This is a genomic window from Arthrobacter sp. NicSoilC5 (genome assembly GCF_019977395.1).
Lineage (GTDB): Bacteria > Actinomycetota > Actinomycetes > Actinomycetales > Micrococcaceae > Arthrobacter.
Genome location: NZ_AP024660.1, coordinates 854,220 through 869,123 on the forward strand (window position 1 = coordinate 854,220; position 14,904 = coordinate 869,123).

General features: G+C 66.0%; 13 protein-coding genes. 3 read left to right on the forward strand and 10 right to left on the reverse strand.

Annotation, left to right across the window (positions count from 1 at the left end; translation table 11 throughout):
- Positions 1 to 7: 7 nt before the first annotated feature.
- Positions 8 to 1,378, reverse strand: coding sequence for a histidine--tRNA ligase (hisS, locus tag LDO22_RS03905; RefSeq protein ID WP_159631900.1), 1,371 nt, complete (start codon positions 1,376 to 1,378; stop codon positions 8 to 10).
- Positions 1,379 to 1,606: 228 nt separating this feature from the next.
- Between hisS and LDO22_RS03910 the strand changes: the two genes are divergently transcribed.
- From LDO22_RS03910 to LDO22_RS03920, 3 genes are all read left to right on the forward strand, one after another.
- Positions 1,607 to 2,425 carry a peptidylprolyl isomerase gene (locus LDO22_RS03910; protein WP_159631899.1) on the forward strand — a complete coding sequence of 273 codons (819 nt, stop codon included), beginning with the start codon at positions 1,607 to 1,609 and terminating at the stop codon, positions 2,423 to 2,425.
- A 66-nt stretch (positions 2,426 to 2,491) separates the two neighbouring features.
- Positions 2,492 to 4,132, forward strand: a complete 1,641-nt coding sequence (locus LDO22_RS03915; RefSeq protein ID WP_224026165.1) for a DUF349 domain-containing protein — start codon at positions 2,492 to 2,494, stop codon at positions 4,130 to 4,132.
- 116 nt (positions 4,133 to 4,248) lie between these two features.
- Positions 4,249 to 5,022: a hypothetical protein gene (locus LDO22_RS03920; protein ID WP_224026166.1), complete on the forward strand. Its 774-nt coding sequence runs from the start codon at positions 4,249 to 4,251 to the stop codon at positions 5,020 to 5,022.
- Here LDO22_RS03920 and LDO22_RS03925 read toward each other — a convergent pair.
- The 9 genes from LDO22_RS03925 to pdxT all read right to left on the reverse strand — a co-directional run bounded on the left by LDO22_RS03925 (position 4,903) and on the right by pdxT (position 14,863).
- Entirely contained in the window at positions 4,903 to 7,293 is a 2,391-nt protein-coding gene (locus LDO22_RS03925) for a bifunctional (p)ppGpp synthetase/guanosine-3',5'-bis(diphosphate) 3'-pyrophosphohydrolase (protein WP_224026167.1), read from the reverse strand. The two genes, LDO22_RS03920 and LDO22_RS03925, sit on opposite strands and share 120 nt — an antisense overlap.
- Before the next feature lie 149 nt (positions 7,294 to 7,442).
- On the reverse strand, positions 7,443 to 8,459 hold the full coding sequence (gene secF / locus LDO22_RS03930) for a protein translocase subunit SecF (protein WP_159631895.1): 1,017 nt from the start codon (positions 8,457 to 8,459) through the stop codon (positions 7,443 to 7,445).
- On the reverse strand, positions 8,459 to 10,216 hold the full coding sequence (gene secD / locus LDO22_RS03935) for a protein translocase subunit SecD (RefSeq protein ID WP_159631894.1): 1,758 nt from the start codon (positions 10,214 to 10,216) through the stop codon (positions 8,459 to 8,461). The genes secF and secD overlap by 1 nt, the downstream gene beginning before the upstream one ends.
- A gap of 100 nt (positions 10,217 to 10,316) precedes the next feature.
- Positions 10,317 to 10,724 carry a preprotein translocase subunit YajC gene (gene yajC, locus LDO22_RS03940; RefSeq protein WP_159631893.1) on the reverse strand — a complete coding sequence of 136 codons (408 nt, stop codon included), beginning with the start codon at positions 10,722 to 10,724 and terminating at the stop codon, positions 10,317 to 10,319.
- A 210-nt stretch (positions 10,725 to 10,934) separates the two neighbouring features.
- Positions 10,935 to 12,020, reverse strand: coding sequence for a Holliday junction branch migration DNA helicase RuvB (gene ruvB / locus LDO22_RS03945; protein ID WP_224026168.1), 1,086 nt, complete (start codon positions 12,018 to 12,020; stop codon positions 10,935 to 10,937).
- The gene (gene ruvA / locus LDO22_RS03950; RefSeq protein ID WP_159631891.1) at positions 12,013 to 12,657 is read right to left on the reverse strand and encodes a Holliday junction branch migration protein RuvA; all 645 of its coding nucleotides are present in this window, start codon (positions 12,655 to 12,657) and stop codon (positions 12,013 to 12,015) included. Before ruvA ends, ruvB begins: the two co-directional genes overlap by 8 nt.
- 89 nt (positions 12,658 to 12,746) lie before the next feature.
- Positions 12,747 to 13,325, reverse strand: coding sequence for a crossover junction endodeoxyribonuclease RuvC (gene ruvC, locus LDO22_RS03955; RefSeq protein ID WP_159631890.1), 579 nt, complete (start codon positions 13,323 to 13,325; stop codon positions 12,747 to 12,749).
- 68 nt (positions 13,326 to 13,393) lie between these two features.
- Positions 13,394 to 14,149: a YebC/PmpR family DNA-binding transcriptional regulator gene (locus LDO22_RS03960; protein ID WP_159631889.1), complete on the reverse strand. Its 756-nt coding sequence runs from the start codon at positions 14,147 to 14,149 to the stop codon at positions 13,394 to 13,396.
- Positions 14,150 to 14,152: 3 nt separating this feature from the next.
- Positions 14,153 to 14,863: a pyridoxal 5'-phosphate synthase glutaminase subunit PdxT gene (gene pdxT, locus LDO22_RS03965; protein ID WP_224026169.1), complete on the reverse strand. Its 711-nt coding sequence runs from the start codon at positions 14,861 to 14,863 to the stop codon at positions 14,153 to 14,155.
- Between the last annotated feature and the right edge of the window lie 41 nt (positions 14,864 to 14,904).

The following is a 14,904-nucleotide window of genomic DNA, read 5'->3' on the forward strand; positions in this document are numbered from 1 at the left end:
TGCCGGGCTACACGGAGGCTGCTGCGGGGGCGGTGGTTTCAACCTGAACCGTCAGGTCCTCCAGCGGCGGCATCCAGGTTTCGGGCGCGGCCAGCACCTGTTCGCCAGTACGGATGTCCTTGACCTGGTGGGTGCCGTCCTCGTCGGTGAACCAGACGAACGGGATGCCGCGCCGGTCCGCGAACTTGATCTGCTTACCGAACTTTTCTGCCTTGGCCGCCACTTCCGTGGGGATACCCCTGCTGCGCAGGAGCGCGGCGACGTCCTGCGCACCGCCCCAGCTGTCGTCGTGGTTCAGGGCCACCAGCACCGCCGTGGGAACCGAACGGGAGGCCTTGGCCAGGTCCTGGCTCAGGATCCGGGAGACCAACCGGGTCACGCCGATGGACAGCCCGACGCCCGGGAACTTCCGGTTTCCCTTGGACGCCAGGGCGTCGTAGCGGCCACCGGAGCAGATGGACCCGAGCTGCTCGTGGCCCACCAGCACGGTTTCCACCACGGTGCCGGTGTAGTAGTCCAGGCCGCGGGCGATGCTGAGGTCGGCCAGCACCTTGCCGGGAGCCCGCTGCACGGCGGCATCGATAACCTGCTCCAGTTCGTCGAGGCCTTCATCCAGGAGCTCGTTGGTGACGCCGAGGGCACGGACCTGCGCCACGAAGGATGTGTCGTCCGTGCGGATTGCTGCCAGCTGCAGCGCCTTGGCGGCCTGGTCATCGGAAGCGCCCAGCTCGGACTTCAGCAGCTCAGCCACCTTGGCGGGACCGATCTTTTCAAGCTTGTCGATGCTGCGCAGCACGCCTGCGGTGTCATCGAGGCCGATGCCGCGGTAGAAGCCTTCGGCGAGCTTGCGGTTGTTGATCCGGAGGCGGAAGTCGGGGATGGGCAGGGCACTGAGGGCCTCGGCGATGACCAGTGCAATCTCGACGTCGTAACGGAACGGAAGCTCGCCGTCGCCCACAACATCGATGTCCGCCTGGGTAAACTCACGGGCCCGGCCTTCCTGGGGCCGCTCGCCGCGCCACACTTTCTGGATCTGGTAGCGGCGGAACGGGAAGGCGAGGTAGCCGGCGTTTTCAACGACGTAGCGGGCAAACGGCACCGTCAGGTCAAAATGCAGGGCCAGCGCGTGGGGATCCGCTTTACCGCCCTTTACCGGGTTGTCGCTCTCATCCTCCTGGAGCCGGCTGAGTCCATACACTTCCTTGTCGATCTCACCCTTGCGGAGCAGCTGGCCCACCGTCTCCACAGCCCGGGTTTCGATCGAGGCAAAACCATGCAGCTCAAAGACCCTGCGCAGGGTATCGAGCACATGCAGCTCCACCAGCCGCTCCTCGGGAAGCCACTCGGGGAATCCGGACAGGGAGGCGGTGCGTGCCATGGGGAAGGTTCTCCTTAGGGATGGAAGGCGCGGCGCACTGCCGGCCACACCGTTCAGGGACGGCGTACGGCGGCAGCACAGCCGGCCATGCATAAACTATGTGCGGCAGCCAGTTTATGCGTTCATCCGTGTGCATCTCTAATACGGCGGACGGCACGGACTGGCCGCTGAATTCTTCGCGCCGCGGCCAACCGCGGCACACCAGCAGCCCGACGATGAGGAGGACCCTTGCCGGCCAGTTCACGCAGTGCCCGCGAAACGAAACGGCGCATCCAGCAAATGGAAGCCAAGCGTGACCTCCGGCGCGACCAGGAAAGGCGGCGCAAGCGCGACAACCTCGTGGCCGCCGGCGCGGGAACCGCCGCCGTACTGCTCGCCGTCGTCCTCCAGCTCACGGCGTTCGCCGGAAACCCGACCGAGGACGAGTATGCTGCCGCGCAGGCAGGCCTGACCGAGCCATCGGCCTCGGCCAGCGCCTCCCCCACTCCATCCGCTGCTGCAACCAACGGGCCGAACATCCCGGCCGCAGACTCGGCGGCCGGCAAGACTTTCACGGGCCAACTGCTGCTGAACGGCAGTCCTCTGGGCGTGGAGGTGGACGGAACCAAGGCTCCCCAGGCCGCGGCGGTCTTCAAGTCCCTCAGCGACGAAGGCTATTTCAACGGCAAGACGTGCCACCGGCTCACCACCGCAGACCAGTTCGGCGTGCTGCAGTGCGGTTCGCCCACGGGCGACGGCCAGGGAGACCCCAACTACACGTGGGGTCCGCTGGAGAACACCCCGGCGGACAACATGTACCCCGCCGGCACCATCGCCGTGGCCCGTACCGGCAACAACGCCTACGGCAACGGGACACAGTTCTTCATTGTCTATAAGGACACCGCGATTCCGGCAGACGCAGCGGGGGGCTATACCGTGGTGGGAAAGGTGACCTCGGGGCTTGATGTGGTGTCCAACATTGCTGCCGCCGGTATCACGCCAGGTGCCAGCGACACGGACGGCGCACCAAAACAACCAGTCACGATAGACTCGTTTTCTCTGAAGTAGGAGCCGGGCCGGCAAGGCCGCGGTGCAGTACGTGAGTATTTCCCTCCAAGCGAAAGACTTTTAGCGGTGACAGACAGTCAGAAATCCGACGAAACAGCAACAGGCGTAACCGAACCAACGGCTCCGGCCGAGGACGCTGCCGATACTGCTGCACAGGCCGGGCACGCACCTGCGGCCCCCGAAGCAACCGCTTCAGAGGAGGGCACTGCTGAAGAAAGCCCTGTTGACGAGGACACTGCTGACGCAGCCAGTGTTGGCGCGGCCAGTGTTGACGCGGCCAGTGGGCAGGATGCAGAGGGCCAGTCCGGGGTAGCCACTACCGCGGCGCCGTCCGTGCCTGCTGCCGCACCCGGCCCCCGGCCGTCAGCACCGTCGCCTGCTGCCTTCGCATCGCGTCCCAAGCCCGCTGCCGCCGCTCCCGCTGCCGCACCGGTGCCCGCTGCGCCCAGCACGTCTGTCGCCGAGGCCTCCAAGTGGGGCCGAGTGGAAGGGGACGGCCACGTCTACCTGAATATCGACGGCGGCGAGCACCCCGTGGGACAGTACCCCGGCGTGAGCGGTGACGAGGCGCTGATCTACTTTGCGCGGAAGTACGACGACGTCGTGGCGCAGATCGTCCTCCTCGAACAGCGTGTCAGCTCCAAGGCTCCCAGCACGGACATGCAAAAGACGGTGACGCACCTGCGTGAACAGCTCGCCGAACGGAACATGGTGGGCGACCTGCGGGCAGCCGAAGCGCGACTGGACAAGCTCGCCGTCGAAATCACGGAGCTGGAGAAGGCCGAGAAGGCCGAGCACGATGCCGTGCGTGCATCCGAGCTTGCAGCGCGTGAGGCCATCGTCACCGAGGCGGAGCAGATTTCCGGCCAGGATCCCGCCCAGACGCAGTGGAAGACCTCCAGCGCCCGGATGAACGAGCTGTTCGAGAACTGGAAGGCAGCCCAGAAGAGCGGCGTGCGGCTGGGCCGCAGCAACGAGGACGCCCTCTGGAAGCGCTTCCGCGCCGCCCGCACCGTCTTCGACCGCCACCGCCGGGCCTATTTCTCCCAGCTGGACAGCAACAATTCCGCAGCCAAGGCTGCCAAGGAGAAGCTGATCGCCGAGGCCGAAGCCCTATCCACGTCAACCGACTGGGGCTATGCCGCCGGCGAATACCGCCGGCTGATGGACCAGTGGAAGGCATCACCGCGCGCCAGCCGGAAGGATGACGACGCCCTGTGGGCACGGTTCCGCGCCGCGCAGGACGTGTTCTTCACCTCGCGCCAGGCAGCCAACGACGAAATCGACCAGGAGTACGCCGCCAACCTTACGGTGAAGGAGGCGTTGCTGGCCGAGGCCAACGGCATCCTTCCGGTGAAGGACCTGGCAGCCGCCAAGAAGGCGCTCCAGTCCGTCCGTGACCGTTGGGAAGAGGCCGGCAAGGTACCCCGGGCCGACATGGGCCGGATCGAAGCCGGGCTCCGGAAGGTTGAAGACGCCGTCCGCCACGCCGAAGAAGAGCAGTGGCAGCGGTCCAACCCCGAACGCAAGGCACGCACCAACAGTGCACTCTCGCAGCTGGAATCCGCCATTGCCGGGCTCCAGGAAGACCTTGCCAAGGCCGAAAAGAGCGGTGACCAGCGCAAGATCAAGGCTGCCCGGGAGGCCCTCGAGGCCCGCCAGGCCTGGCTTGACCAGATCCAGCGTTCCGCCAGCGAGCTGTCCTAGGCTTCTCGCGCTGAGCTTCTCTGGCTTGGGCTGAAAGACACAGGCCCGGTCCCGGTTATCCACATAACCCGGACCGGGCCTGTGCCCGTTAACCACGGTCCGGGCAGGATGGGGGTATGGCCATACCACCAGCATCCTCCGACGCCGGACCGGGCAGGGACCCCGCCGCTTCCCCACCGGGGCCGGGCTGCCCGGCAGGCGCAGCAGAGGCGGCCGCGGCGCCACGCTTTCCCGAACTGTACGCACCCGGGGTCCCCTTCGCCGGTCCGGAACTGCAGTCCCTGGCCGCCGACGGACTGCTGGCACGGTTCCACCAACACGGTTACACGCTTCCGGGGTTGCCGGCGTCCCCGCAGCTGCGGGCAAGGGCGGCCGCGGGTGCTGTGCCGGCGGCCATCCGTCAGCGGGTCGTAGCGGGGCGGATGACTGCGGCGTGGATCTACGGCTGCGCTGCGGAGCCGGACAGGCTGGCCCTCCTGGTTGATGCCAAGCGGCGGGTATCCAGCCTGCGGAATACCCGCGGCTGCACGCTCCACGAGGTGAGGCTGGGGCCGTTCGACGTGATCAGCCTGGGCGGCCTGATGGTTTCCAGCCCCTTGCGGACCGCCCTTGACATCGCCCTGCACGTGGAACCGGAACGTGCCGTACCGGCCCTCGCCGGCTTGCTGGCCCGCCCGCAGCAGGACGTGCGGTTGCGGCTGCTGGTGCGCGCCATCGAAGCAACACCCAGGGTGCCGCACAAGCGGGCTGCTTTGGAAAAGCTCGCCCTGTTAGCTCCGGCGTTTGTTGCCGGTGGTGCGGTAGACGTCGAAGACCCCGTCGATCCTGCGCACGGCGCTGAGGACGTGGCTGAGGTACTTGGGGTCGCCCATCTCGAACGCGAACTTTGAGATGGCCACCCGGTCCGTGGAGGTGTGGACGCTGGCCGCGAGGATATTGACGTGGTTGTCGGAAAGGACCCGCGTCACGTCAGACAGCAGTGATTTGCGGTCCAGGGCCTCCACTTGGATCTCCACCAGGAAAACGCTCGACTGGGTTGGCGCCCAGTCCACGTCCACGATCCGGTCCGGCTGGTCCTTCAGGTCCGAGATGTTGGTGCAGTCGGTGCGGTGCACGGAGACGCCGGATCCCCTGGTCACAAAGCCCAGGATAGGGTCCGGTGGAACGGGCGTGCAGCAGCGGGCCAGCTTCACCCAGACGTCGCCCACGCCGCGGACCACAACACCGGAGTCGGAGAAGCGGGCCTTGCTGACCTGGGTGGGGATGCTGACCTCTTCGACGTCATCATCGGCACTCTCGTTGCCGCCCAGGCTTTCGATCAGCTTTTCCATGACCGACTGGGCAGATGTGTGCCCGTCGCCCACGCCGGCGTAGAGGCCGGAGATGTCCGTGTATTTGAATTCCTCGGCCACGGCGGCCAGGGCCTCGTGCGTCATCAGCCGCTGCAGTGGCAGGTTCTGTTTCCGCATGGCACGGGTCAACAGCTCCTTGCCGCGGTCAATGGCCTCTTCGCGGCGTTCCTTGCTGAACCACTGGCGGATCTTGTTGCGTGCCCTGGCACTCTTGACGAAGTGCTGCCAGTCCTGGCTGGGTCCGGCCCCCTCGGCTTTGGAGGTAAAGATTTCCACCCAGTCGCCGTGGTTCAGCTCGCTGTTAAGCGGGACCAGCTTGCCGTTGACCCGGGCGCCAATGGTGCGGTGGCCTACCTCCGTGTGCACGGCGTAGGCAAAGTCCACGGGCGTTGATCCTGCCGGCAGCGCCATGACTTCGCCCTTGGGTGTGAAGACGAACACTTCGCGGGCGTTGATTTCAAAGCGCAACGAGTCCAGGAACTCGCCGGGATCCGAGGTTTCCTGCTGCCAGTCCACCAGGGAGCGCAGCCATCCCATGTCGCCGTCGCGGGGGCTTCCGGGGCCCACCGCGGTGCGGTTGGGCTGGTCCTTGTACTTCCAGTGGGCCGCCACGCCATACTCGGCCCGGCGGTGCATCTCGTGCGTGCGGATCTGGATCTCCACCGGTTTACCGCCGGGGCCGATCACGGTGGTGTGCAGGGACTGGTACATGTTGAACTTGGGCATCGCGATGTAGTCCTTGAACCTGCCGGGCAGGGGGTTCCAGCGCGAATGCATGGTGCCCAGGGCGGCGTAGCAGTCCCGGACGGAGTCCACCAGGACACGGACACCCATGAGGTCGTTGATGTCGTCGAAGTCCTTGTCGCGGACAATCATCTTTTGGTAGATGGAGTAGTAGTGCTTGGGCCGGCCGGTAATAGTTGCTTTGATCTTGGCCGCGCGCAGGTCCTCGGTGATCTGGTCCCGGATGACGCCCAGGCTCTTTTCCCGCTCGGGGGTCCGGTCCCCCACCATCCTGACGATTTCCTCGTACACCTTGGGGTAGAGGGCCGCGAAGGACAGGTCCTCGAGCTCCCACTTGATGGTGTTCATGCCCAGCCGGTGCGCCAGCGGGGCGAAGATTTCGAGGGTTTCACGGGCTTTGCGGGCGGACGATTCGGCTGATACGAAGCGCCAGGTACGGGCGTTGTGGAGCCGGTCGGCCAGCTTGATCATGAGGACGCGGATGTCCTTGGCCATGGCCACAACCATCTTGCGGACCGTTTCCGACTGGGCGGCCTCGCCGAAACTGACCTTGTCCAGTTTGGTCACGCCGTCCACCAGCATGGCCACTTCCGGCCCGAAGTCCCGCTTCAGGTCCGCGAGGGTGTACGGGGTGTCCTCGACGGTGTCGTGCAGCAGGGCCGCCGCCAGGGTTGTGCCGCTGAGGCCTAGCTCGGCGAGGATGGTGGCCACAGCCACCGGATGGGTAATGTACGGGTCCCCGCTCTTGCGCTTCTGTCCGCGGTGGCTCCGCTCAGCTACGTCGAAGGCGCGCTGGATGAGGTCGAAGTCCTCTTTGGGATTGTTGGCCCGGACAGTGCGCAACAGCGGCTCTAGGATGGGCGAATAGGTGGCTGCTCCACGACCGGTCAGGCGGGCAAGGCGCGACCGGGTGCGCTCCCTTCGGCCGGGAAACGTTGCCCGTGATCCCGAATTGTCAACAGGAACCAAGGACCCTGGGCGCGCAGAGGATGCCGCACCGGCTTGTACACCGGCAGGACTTTTTTCTTCCTCTGCCGTTGGCACCGACGCCGAACGTTCTTCCAATGAAGCACCCCTCACCACCGTTTAATTACTCCAGTCTATTCCCCCGGGCAGCCACTTTTATAACCGGGCGCGGACAGCCAAAGGCCGGGCAGCGCACGGTGTGCGTTGCCCGGCCTTTGAGGGAATCGCGGGTGCCTGTAGCTGGCAGGTCAGGCTTTAGCCGGCGATGCCGGAACTGCCCGTTCGGTTGAACCGGCCCGCCGCTGCTGGACGCGCCGCGCCTGCTTGACCAGGTCCGGTTCACCCTGTCGGAGCCAGGCGTACATCGGAGCTGCGACGAAGATGGTCGCGGCGGTGCCGATGAGGATCCCGACGAACAGGGCCAGGGACAGGTCGCGCAGCGTTCCGGCACCCAGGAGCCCTGCACCGATGAACAGGATGGCGCCCACGGGGAGGATCGCCACCATCATGGTGTTGATGGAACGCACCAGGGTCTGGTTGACGGCGAGGTTGACTTCCTCACCGAACGTCCGGCGTGTGGAGGCGTCGATTCCGGTGGTGTTTTCCCGGATTTTGTCGAAGACCACCACGGTGTCGTAGAGGGAGTAGCTCAGGACGGTCAGGAATCCGATGATGGCCGACGGTGTGACCTCAAAATCACTGAGCGCATACACACCGGCCGTGATGAACATGGTCACGGCCATGCCGGCAAGCGCCGACAGGGACATCTTCCAGGTCCGGAAATAGAGGGCCATCAGCAGGGCCGCCAGCAGCACGAACACCACCAGGCCGATCAGCGCCTGCTTGGTCACGTCAGCGCCCCAGGTGGGGCCAACGAACGTGGAGGTCACCTCGTTGTCGGTGACACCGTAGGCGCCGGTGAGGCCCTGCTTGATCCGAAGGGTCTCGTCGTCGGTCAGCTTGTCCGTCTGGATGCGCATGGTGTTGCCGGCCACGTTCGCAACGCGCGGAACACTGCCGGCAACCACGTCAGTCACGGCCTTTTCGCCGATGGTGGCGTCCGTGGTCTTGACGTTCGAGACCGTGAATTCGGAGCCCCCACGGAATTCGATGCCGAGGTTGAAGCCACCCTTGGCCGCCGGGATGATGATGGACAGCGCCACTCCCACCGCGGCGATGATGAACCATATCTTCTTGGCCCCTACAAAGTCGTAGGAACGCTTTCCGGTGTAGAGCTCGTTGCCGAACGTAGCGAAGCCTGACATTACTTGTTCTCCTTCGCGGAGGTCTTGGACGAGCCGGCCAGCTGTTCCTGCTTCTCTGCCAGGCGCCGTTCAGCGATGGTCATGCGGCGTTCGGCCTCGGCCGCTGCGCCGGTGTTCTTGGTACGGACCACCGCGGGCTTGTCCTCGGGAGTGCGGACCCGGCCGGCACCGCGGTACAGCGGCACGGCGCCCAGACGTTCGGGGTCCAGGCCGGAGAACTTGTGGCCTTCACCGAAGAACCGGGTACGGGCCAGCAGCTGCAGCGTGGGGTGGGTGAACATGAACACCACGATGAGGTCGGCGATGGCCGTCAAGCCCAGCGTGAACGCAAAGCCACGGACGTTGCCCACGGCCACGAAGTACAGGACCAGAGCGGCCAGGAGGTTGACGGCCTTGGAGGCAAGAACCGTGCGCTTGGCCCGCTTCCAGCCGTTTTCCACGGCGGACACCAGGCCGCGCCCTTCGCGCAGTTCGTCGCGGATGCGTTCGAAGTAGACGATGAAGGAGTCGGCAGTCTGGCCGATGGCCACGATGATGCCTGCAACACCTGCAAGGGACAGCCGGTAGTTCTCCGTCCAGCCCAGGATCGCGATGGCCAGGTACGTCAGGGCACCGGCCACCACCAGCGAGGCGATCGTGACGAAGCCCAGGGCGCGGTACTGGAACAGGGAGTAGACCACCACGAGCAGGAGCCCGATCAGGCCCGCCAGCAGGCCCATGCGCAGCTGTTCGCCACCAAGCGTGGCGGAGATCTGCTGCTCGCTCTGGATGTCGAAGCTGATGGGGAGGGCACCGAACTTCAACTGGTCGGACAGCGCCTTGGCGGTCTTCTCGGTGAAGCCGCCGGTGATCTGCGGACGTCCGTCGGTGATGACAGCCAGCGACCGCGGGGCGGAGATGACCTGGTCATCCAGCACAATGGCGAACTGGGACTTGGGGTCGGTGCCGGACTCGCCGCCGGCGGCCACGTAGAACTGGTTGAGGCGTTCGGTGACGGATTTGAACTTGGCCGTGCCGTCGGCGTCGAACTGGATGTTGACGGCCCAGTCGTTGGTCACCGCACCCTGCGCACCCTGCTGCAGCTGGAAGGACGAGGTGACGATGTTGCTGCCCTTCACCTCCACGGGACCCAGGATGTACTTGATGGCAGGAGACTTGTCGGTGGCAGGCTCGCAGGTCACCAGCGGCTTGGTGGGATCTGACCGCTTGGATTTCTCGGCTGCGGGGCTGTTGCAGTCCAGCGCCTCGAACTGCTTGTAGATCTCCGGGGTGATCCAGTTGGTGTCACTGCTGTTGGCCGGCTCAGCTGTGGGTTTGGGCAGCTGGTCCTCCGGGGTCTGCGACTCCGGCGGCACGGGGGCGCCGTCACCGTTGAGGAGGACGGGGCGGAAGTTCATGTCCGCGGAAGCCTGGATGAGGTTCCGGGTTTCGGCGGAGGGGGTGCCGGGAAGGCTGACCACCACGTTGCGCCCGGACTGGGTGCTGATTTCCGCTTCGGAGACGCCGGAGCCGTCAACGCGCTGCCGGATGATCGCCACGGCCTGGTTGAGCTGCTGTTCGTTGATGTCCGAACCGCCCTCCACCTTCGGCGCCAGGATCATCTGGGTGCCGCCCTCGAGGTCCAGGGCCAGTTTGGGTGCCCAGCTGGCCTGCCCGGCGACGGTGCCGCCGGCCAGGACGGCTGTCAGCGCTGCCAGGAGTACGCCAAGCCAGACCAGGACGCGGAGCCCTGGTTTCTTGCGGCCAGTTCGTGCCATTGTCGATCTTTCTCTTATTCGCGGAAGAACCGCCGGCGCGGGTTGTTACCTGCGCCGGCGGTGGTCCGCAGCGGTAGAGGGAGGAAAGGGGCCAGCGGGCCTAGCTGTCCTTCTTGCCCTCGTCGTTGAGGCGCTTCAGGGTTTCTTCCGGAGTCTCGGTGCCCGTTGCAGTGCTTCCGGCTTCCGGCGTGGTCAGTGAGGATGCGTCATCCGGCACCACGGGTGAGGCAGCGGCGGGCTCGACCGTGGCTTCCGCGGCAGGCTCGACAACCTTGGTGACCGCCTGGCGGTGCACGGTGGCCAGGTTGCCGGGGGAAAGTTCAAGGGTGACCTTGTTGTCGGCGTCGTCGATGTCCACGATCCGGCCGAAAAGGCCAAAGCTGGTCATGACCTCCACGCCCGGGGCGAACTTCGACTGGAGCTCTGCCTGCTGCTGCTGCGTCTTCTTGTTGCGGCGGAACATCATGAAGATGAACACGCCGAGCATGACGAACAGGAGAATTGACATTGGATCCAAGGGGGAATTCCGTTCTTTTGCGTGGTGCTGCTGGTTTTCCAGCGACGTCGGCTTCGCTTCAGCCGGGGCGGTTGGTGGCACAGGCAGAACGCCTGACATTTCCTTCCCCAAGCGACGGGGGCGTCAGGGCCACCCGCGAAACAAAGACCCGAACGTGCCGGGCGTCATACCAGTCTAAAGGGAAAAGCTGAACGGAGCCTGCTATTGGCTCTCCGGGGCCCAGTCCCCCGCCGCGGGGGCGTCCCCGCCGGGCTCGAAAAGGTCCAACCGCTCCTGGGCGAAGACCCCGGATGGAATGGCGTATCCGAGGTGCGTCCACGCCGGCGCCATGGCAATCCTTCCGCGGGGCGTCCGGCCCAGCAGCCCTTCCCGGACCAGGAAGGGTTCCGCCACGGTTTCCACTGTTTCGGTTTCCTCGCCAACGGCGATGGCCAGGGTTGACAGGCCGACGGGGCCTCCGCCGAATTTGGTGATGAGGGCATCGAGGACAGCACGGTCCAGCCGGTCAAGGCCTTTCTTGTCCACTTCGTACATGTCCAGGGCGGCGGACGCAGCCCTGGCATCGATTTGCTCGACACCATGCACCAGCGCCCAGTCCCGGACCCGGCGCAACAGACGGTTGGCGATACGGGGGGTCCCGCGTGAACGGCCGGCGATTTCAGCGAATCCGGCGGAGTTGACCTTCAGGTCCAGCAGCCCGGCTGACCGGCGCAGGACCAGTTCCAGTTCCGGAACGGAGTAGAACTCGAGGTGCCCGGTGAAGCCGAATCGGTCGCGCAGCGGGCCCGGAAGCAGCCCGGCGCGGGTGGTGGCGCCCACCAGCGTGAACGGCGGCAATTCCAGTGGAATGGCGGTGGCACCGGCGCCCTTGCCCACGACGATGTCGACGCGGAAGTCTTCCATGGCCATGTACAGCATTTCCTCGGCGGGCCGGGACATGCGGTGGATCTCGTCGAGGAACAGGACCTCGCCCTCGGACAGCGAGGACAGGATGGCCGCAAGGTCGCCCGCGTGCTGGATGGCGGGCCCGCTGCTAAGGCGCAGCGGAGCGTTCATTTCCGCGGCCACGATCATGGCGAGGGTGGTTTTGCCGAGGCCCGGCGGCCCGGAGAACAGCACGTGGTCCGCTGTGCGCCCGCGCATCCGGGAGGCCTGGAGCACGAGCGAAAGTTGCTTGCGCACCCGGTGCTGGCCCACGAAATCGTCGAGGTTCTTCGGCCGGAGCGCCGCCTCGATGGCCCGCTCCTCCGGTTCCTCCCCCGCGGCGACCAATGAAGGTTCAGCCACGGCTGCCTACGCGGTTGCCGGCGCGGGCGCCGTCCTGCCCCAGCCAGCGGAGGGTGGTGCGGAGGATTTCGGCCACATTGCCGCGGAAGGACACTTCCGGCTCGTCAGCCAGGGCTTTGTCGATGCTGGCGGAGGCATCCTTCTCGGACCAGCCCAAGCTGGTCATGGCGGCCACCACCTGCGGCTTCCATGCGGCCTCGGCAGGGGTGGCGGCGCCGGCGGGTGCAGCGGTTCCGTGCGGTACCAGCTTTCCGGCCAGCTCCAGCACGATCCGGCCCGCGACCTTGGGCCCGATGCCGGGAACCTTGGTGAAGGTCTTGCTGTCCTCCGTATGGGCCGCAACCCTGATTGCTTCGGGGTCGTGGACCGCCAGGACTGCGAGGGCAAGACGGGGACCGACCCCGCTGACGCTTAGCAGGACGTCGAAAACCTCACGTTCGTCGTCGGATGCAAAACCAAAAAGGGTGAGCGAATCCTCCCGGACAATCAGGGACGTAAACAGCTTGCCCTCTTCCCCCACGCGCAGCCGGCTCAGTGTCTGTGGGGTGGCGTTGACGCTCATCCCGGCACCGTTGAGGTCAATCACGGCCGTTGACAGGCCAACATGCGCTACGGTTCCGCGGAGGAAACTGATCAAGGCCGGGCTCCCGTTGTACTGCGGGCCCCCAATGTGGAGCCCGGCTATCCGAACATATCTACGAATACCCTAGCAAGCGGCAGGGACAATCAGCGTGCACGGCGCGCTTTCGCCTCTGCTTCCGCCCATGCCCGCTGGGCCGGCGTCAGGGAAGAGCTGCCGGGACCGGTGGTGGCCACGGCAGCGCCACTTCCGGCCCGCCACGCATGGGTGATGGCCAGCGCCAGCGCATCGGCCGCGTCGGCGGGACGCGGCGGAGCGTCAAGACGGAGGATCTTGGTGACGAGTTTAGTCACGGCGTCCTTGTTCGAGGACCCGCTTCCGGTCACCGCGGCTTTAACTTCCGACGGCGTATGCAGCGCCACCGGGATTCCCCGGCGGGCCGCCGCCGCGATCACCACGCCGGACGCCTGGGCGACGCCCATCACCGTGCTGACGTTGAGCTGCGAGAAGACGCGTTCGACGGCGAGGACCTCGGGCTCGTAACGGTCCAGCCACTCGTCGATGGCCGTGGCGATCACCAGCAGGCGGCGGTCAAGGGTCTCGTCCGGCGAGGTGCCGACAACCCCTACCGCCACCATGCTGGCCCGGCGGTTGCGTTCAACATCCACCACGCCGATGCCGCAGCGGGTCAGGCCGGGGTCAACGCCCAGGACGCGGAGCGTCACTTCTGCCCCGCTGCGGGCGGCAGGGCCGGCTGGAGCTCCCGCTGCGGTCTAGCTGGCAAGGCCGGACGTCACTCGGATTCCAGTGCGGCCTGGACTTCGTCGCTGAGGTCGGCGTTGCTGTACACGTTCTGGACGTCGTCGAGGTCTTCAAGAGCGTCCGCCAGCTTCAGGAACTTGCGGGCGCCGTCGACGTCGAGTTCCACCTGCATGGAGGGCACGAATTCAACTTCGTCCGTGTCGTACTCAATGCCGGCTTCCGCCAGGGCCTCCCGGATGGCCTGGAGATCGCCCGGTTCCGAGTGGATCTCGAAGGTCTCGCCGTTGTCCTTGACTTCCTCCGCGCCCGCATCCAGGACGGCCATCAGGACGTCGTCCTCGCTCAGGCCGTTCTTAGGCAGGTTCACTACGCCCTTGCGGGTGAAGAGGTAGCTCACGGAACCGGGGTCGGCGATGGTGCCGCCGTTGCGGGAGATGGCCAGGCGGACTTCGGAGGCTGCCCGGTTCTTGTTGTCCGTGAGGCACTCGATCAGCAGGGCCGAGCCCTGGGGTCCGCGGGCCTCGTACATGATCTCGGTGTAGTCCACCACTTCGCCGGTGAGGCCGGCGCCGCGCTTGATGGCGCGGTCGATGTTGTCGTTGGGAACCGAGGTCTTCTTGGCCTTGGTCACCGCAAGTTCCAGGCCGGGGTTGCCGGCGAGGTCCGGTCCGCCCATCCGGGCGGCAACTTCGATGTTCTTGATCAGCTTGGCGAACGACTTTGCGCGGCGGCTGTCAATGATCGCCTTTTTGTGCTTGGTCGTTGCCCATTTGGAGTGGCCTGACATGCTTTACGCTTCTCCTCTGATCATGCGGATAAAAAGTTCGTGTACGCGTTTCTCGCCGGTCACTTCCGGATGGAAGGAGGTGGCCAGCAGCTGGCCGGAACGCACTGCGACAATTCTAGCCGCCCCGGGCAGCGGTACGGCGTGCGAGGCGCGTCCGGGATCTGCCGGTTCCACCTGGGCCAGGACCTCCACGTCCGGCCCCACGCGTTCCACCCAGGGCCCGCGGATGAAGACAGCGTGCACCGGTTCCACGCCCGATTCGGTGGCACTGAAGTCCAGCCCCTTGAAGTCCAGGTCGGTTTCGAAGGATTCGCGCTGCCGGCCGAAGGCATTGCGGCGGACGGTGATGTCCAGGCCGCCGAACGTCTGCTGGGGGGCGCCGGACAGGTCGGTTGCCGGGTCGGTGATGTCCGACGCGAGCAGGATCATCCCCGCGCAGGAGCCGTAGACGGGCAGGCCCTCGGCGATGTACTTGCGCAGCGGGTCGGCAAGGTCGAAGGCCCGCGCCAGCTTATCGATCGTGGTGGATTCGCCGCCGGGAATAATGAGTCCGTCCAGGCCATCGAGCTCCTCCGGGCGGCGGACGGCAACACCCTGCGCGCCGGTGGCCTCTGCGGCACGCAGGTGCTCGCGAAAGTCTCCCTGGAGGGCCAGGACACCGATCCGCAGGCCTGAGCCCACGCGCGCAGGATCAGCAGAAGGGGGGTTTGTCATCCCTCCAGCATACGGCCCCGGCCCTCCGCCCGGTGCGGCGG

What these genes read in the sequence shown, in the direction of transcription:
- hisS (WP_159631900.1), bottom strand. Translation starts at nt 1,378, where the DNA reads ATGGCACGCACCGCCTCCCTGTCCGGATTCCCCGAGTGGCTTCCCGAG.
- LDO22_RS03920 (WP_224026166.1), top strand. Translation starts at nt 4,249, where the DNA reads ATGGCCATACCACCAGCATCCTCCGACGCCGGACCGGGCAGGGACCCC.
- secF (WP_159631895.1), bottom strand. Translation starts at nt 8,459, where the DNA reads ATGTCAGGCTTCGCTACGTTCGGCAACGAGCTCTACACCGGAAAGCGT.
- secD (WP_159631894.1), bottom strand. Translation starts at nt 10,216, where the DNA reads ATGGCACGAACTGGCCGCAAGAAACCAGGGCTCCGCGTCCTGGTCTGG.
- yajC (WP_159631893.1), bottom strand. Translation starts at nt 10,724, where the DNA reads ATGTCAATTCTCCTGTTCGTCATGCTCGGCGTGTTCATCTTCATGATG.
- LDO22_RS03960 (WP_159631889.1), bottom strand. Translation starts at nt 14,149, where the DNA reads ATGTCAGGCCACTCCAAATGGGCAACGACCAAGCACAAAAAGGCGATC.
- pdxT (WP_224026169.1), bottom strand. Translation starts at nt 14,863, where the DNA reads ATGACAAACCCCCCTTCTGCTGATCCTGCGCGCGTGGGCTCAGGCCTG.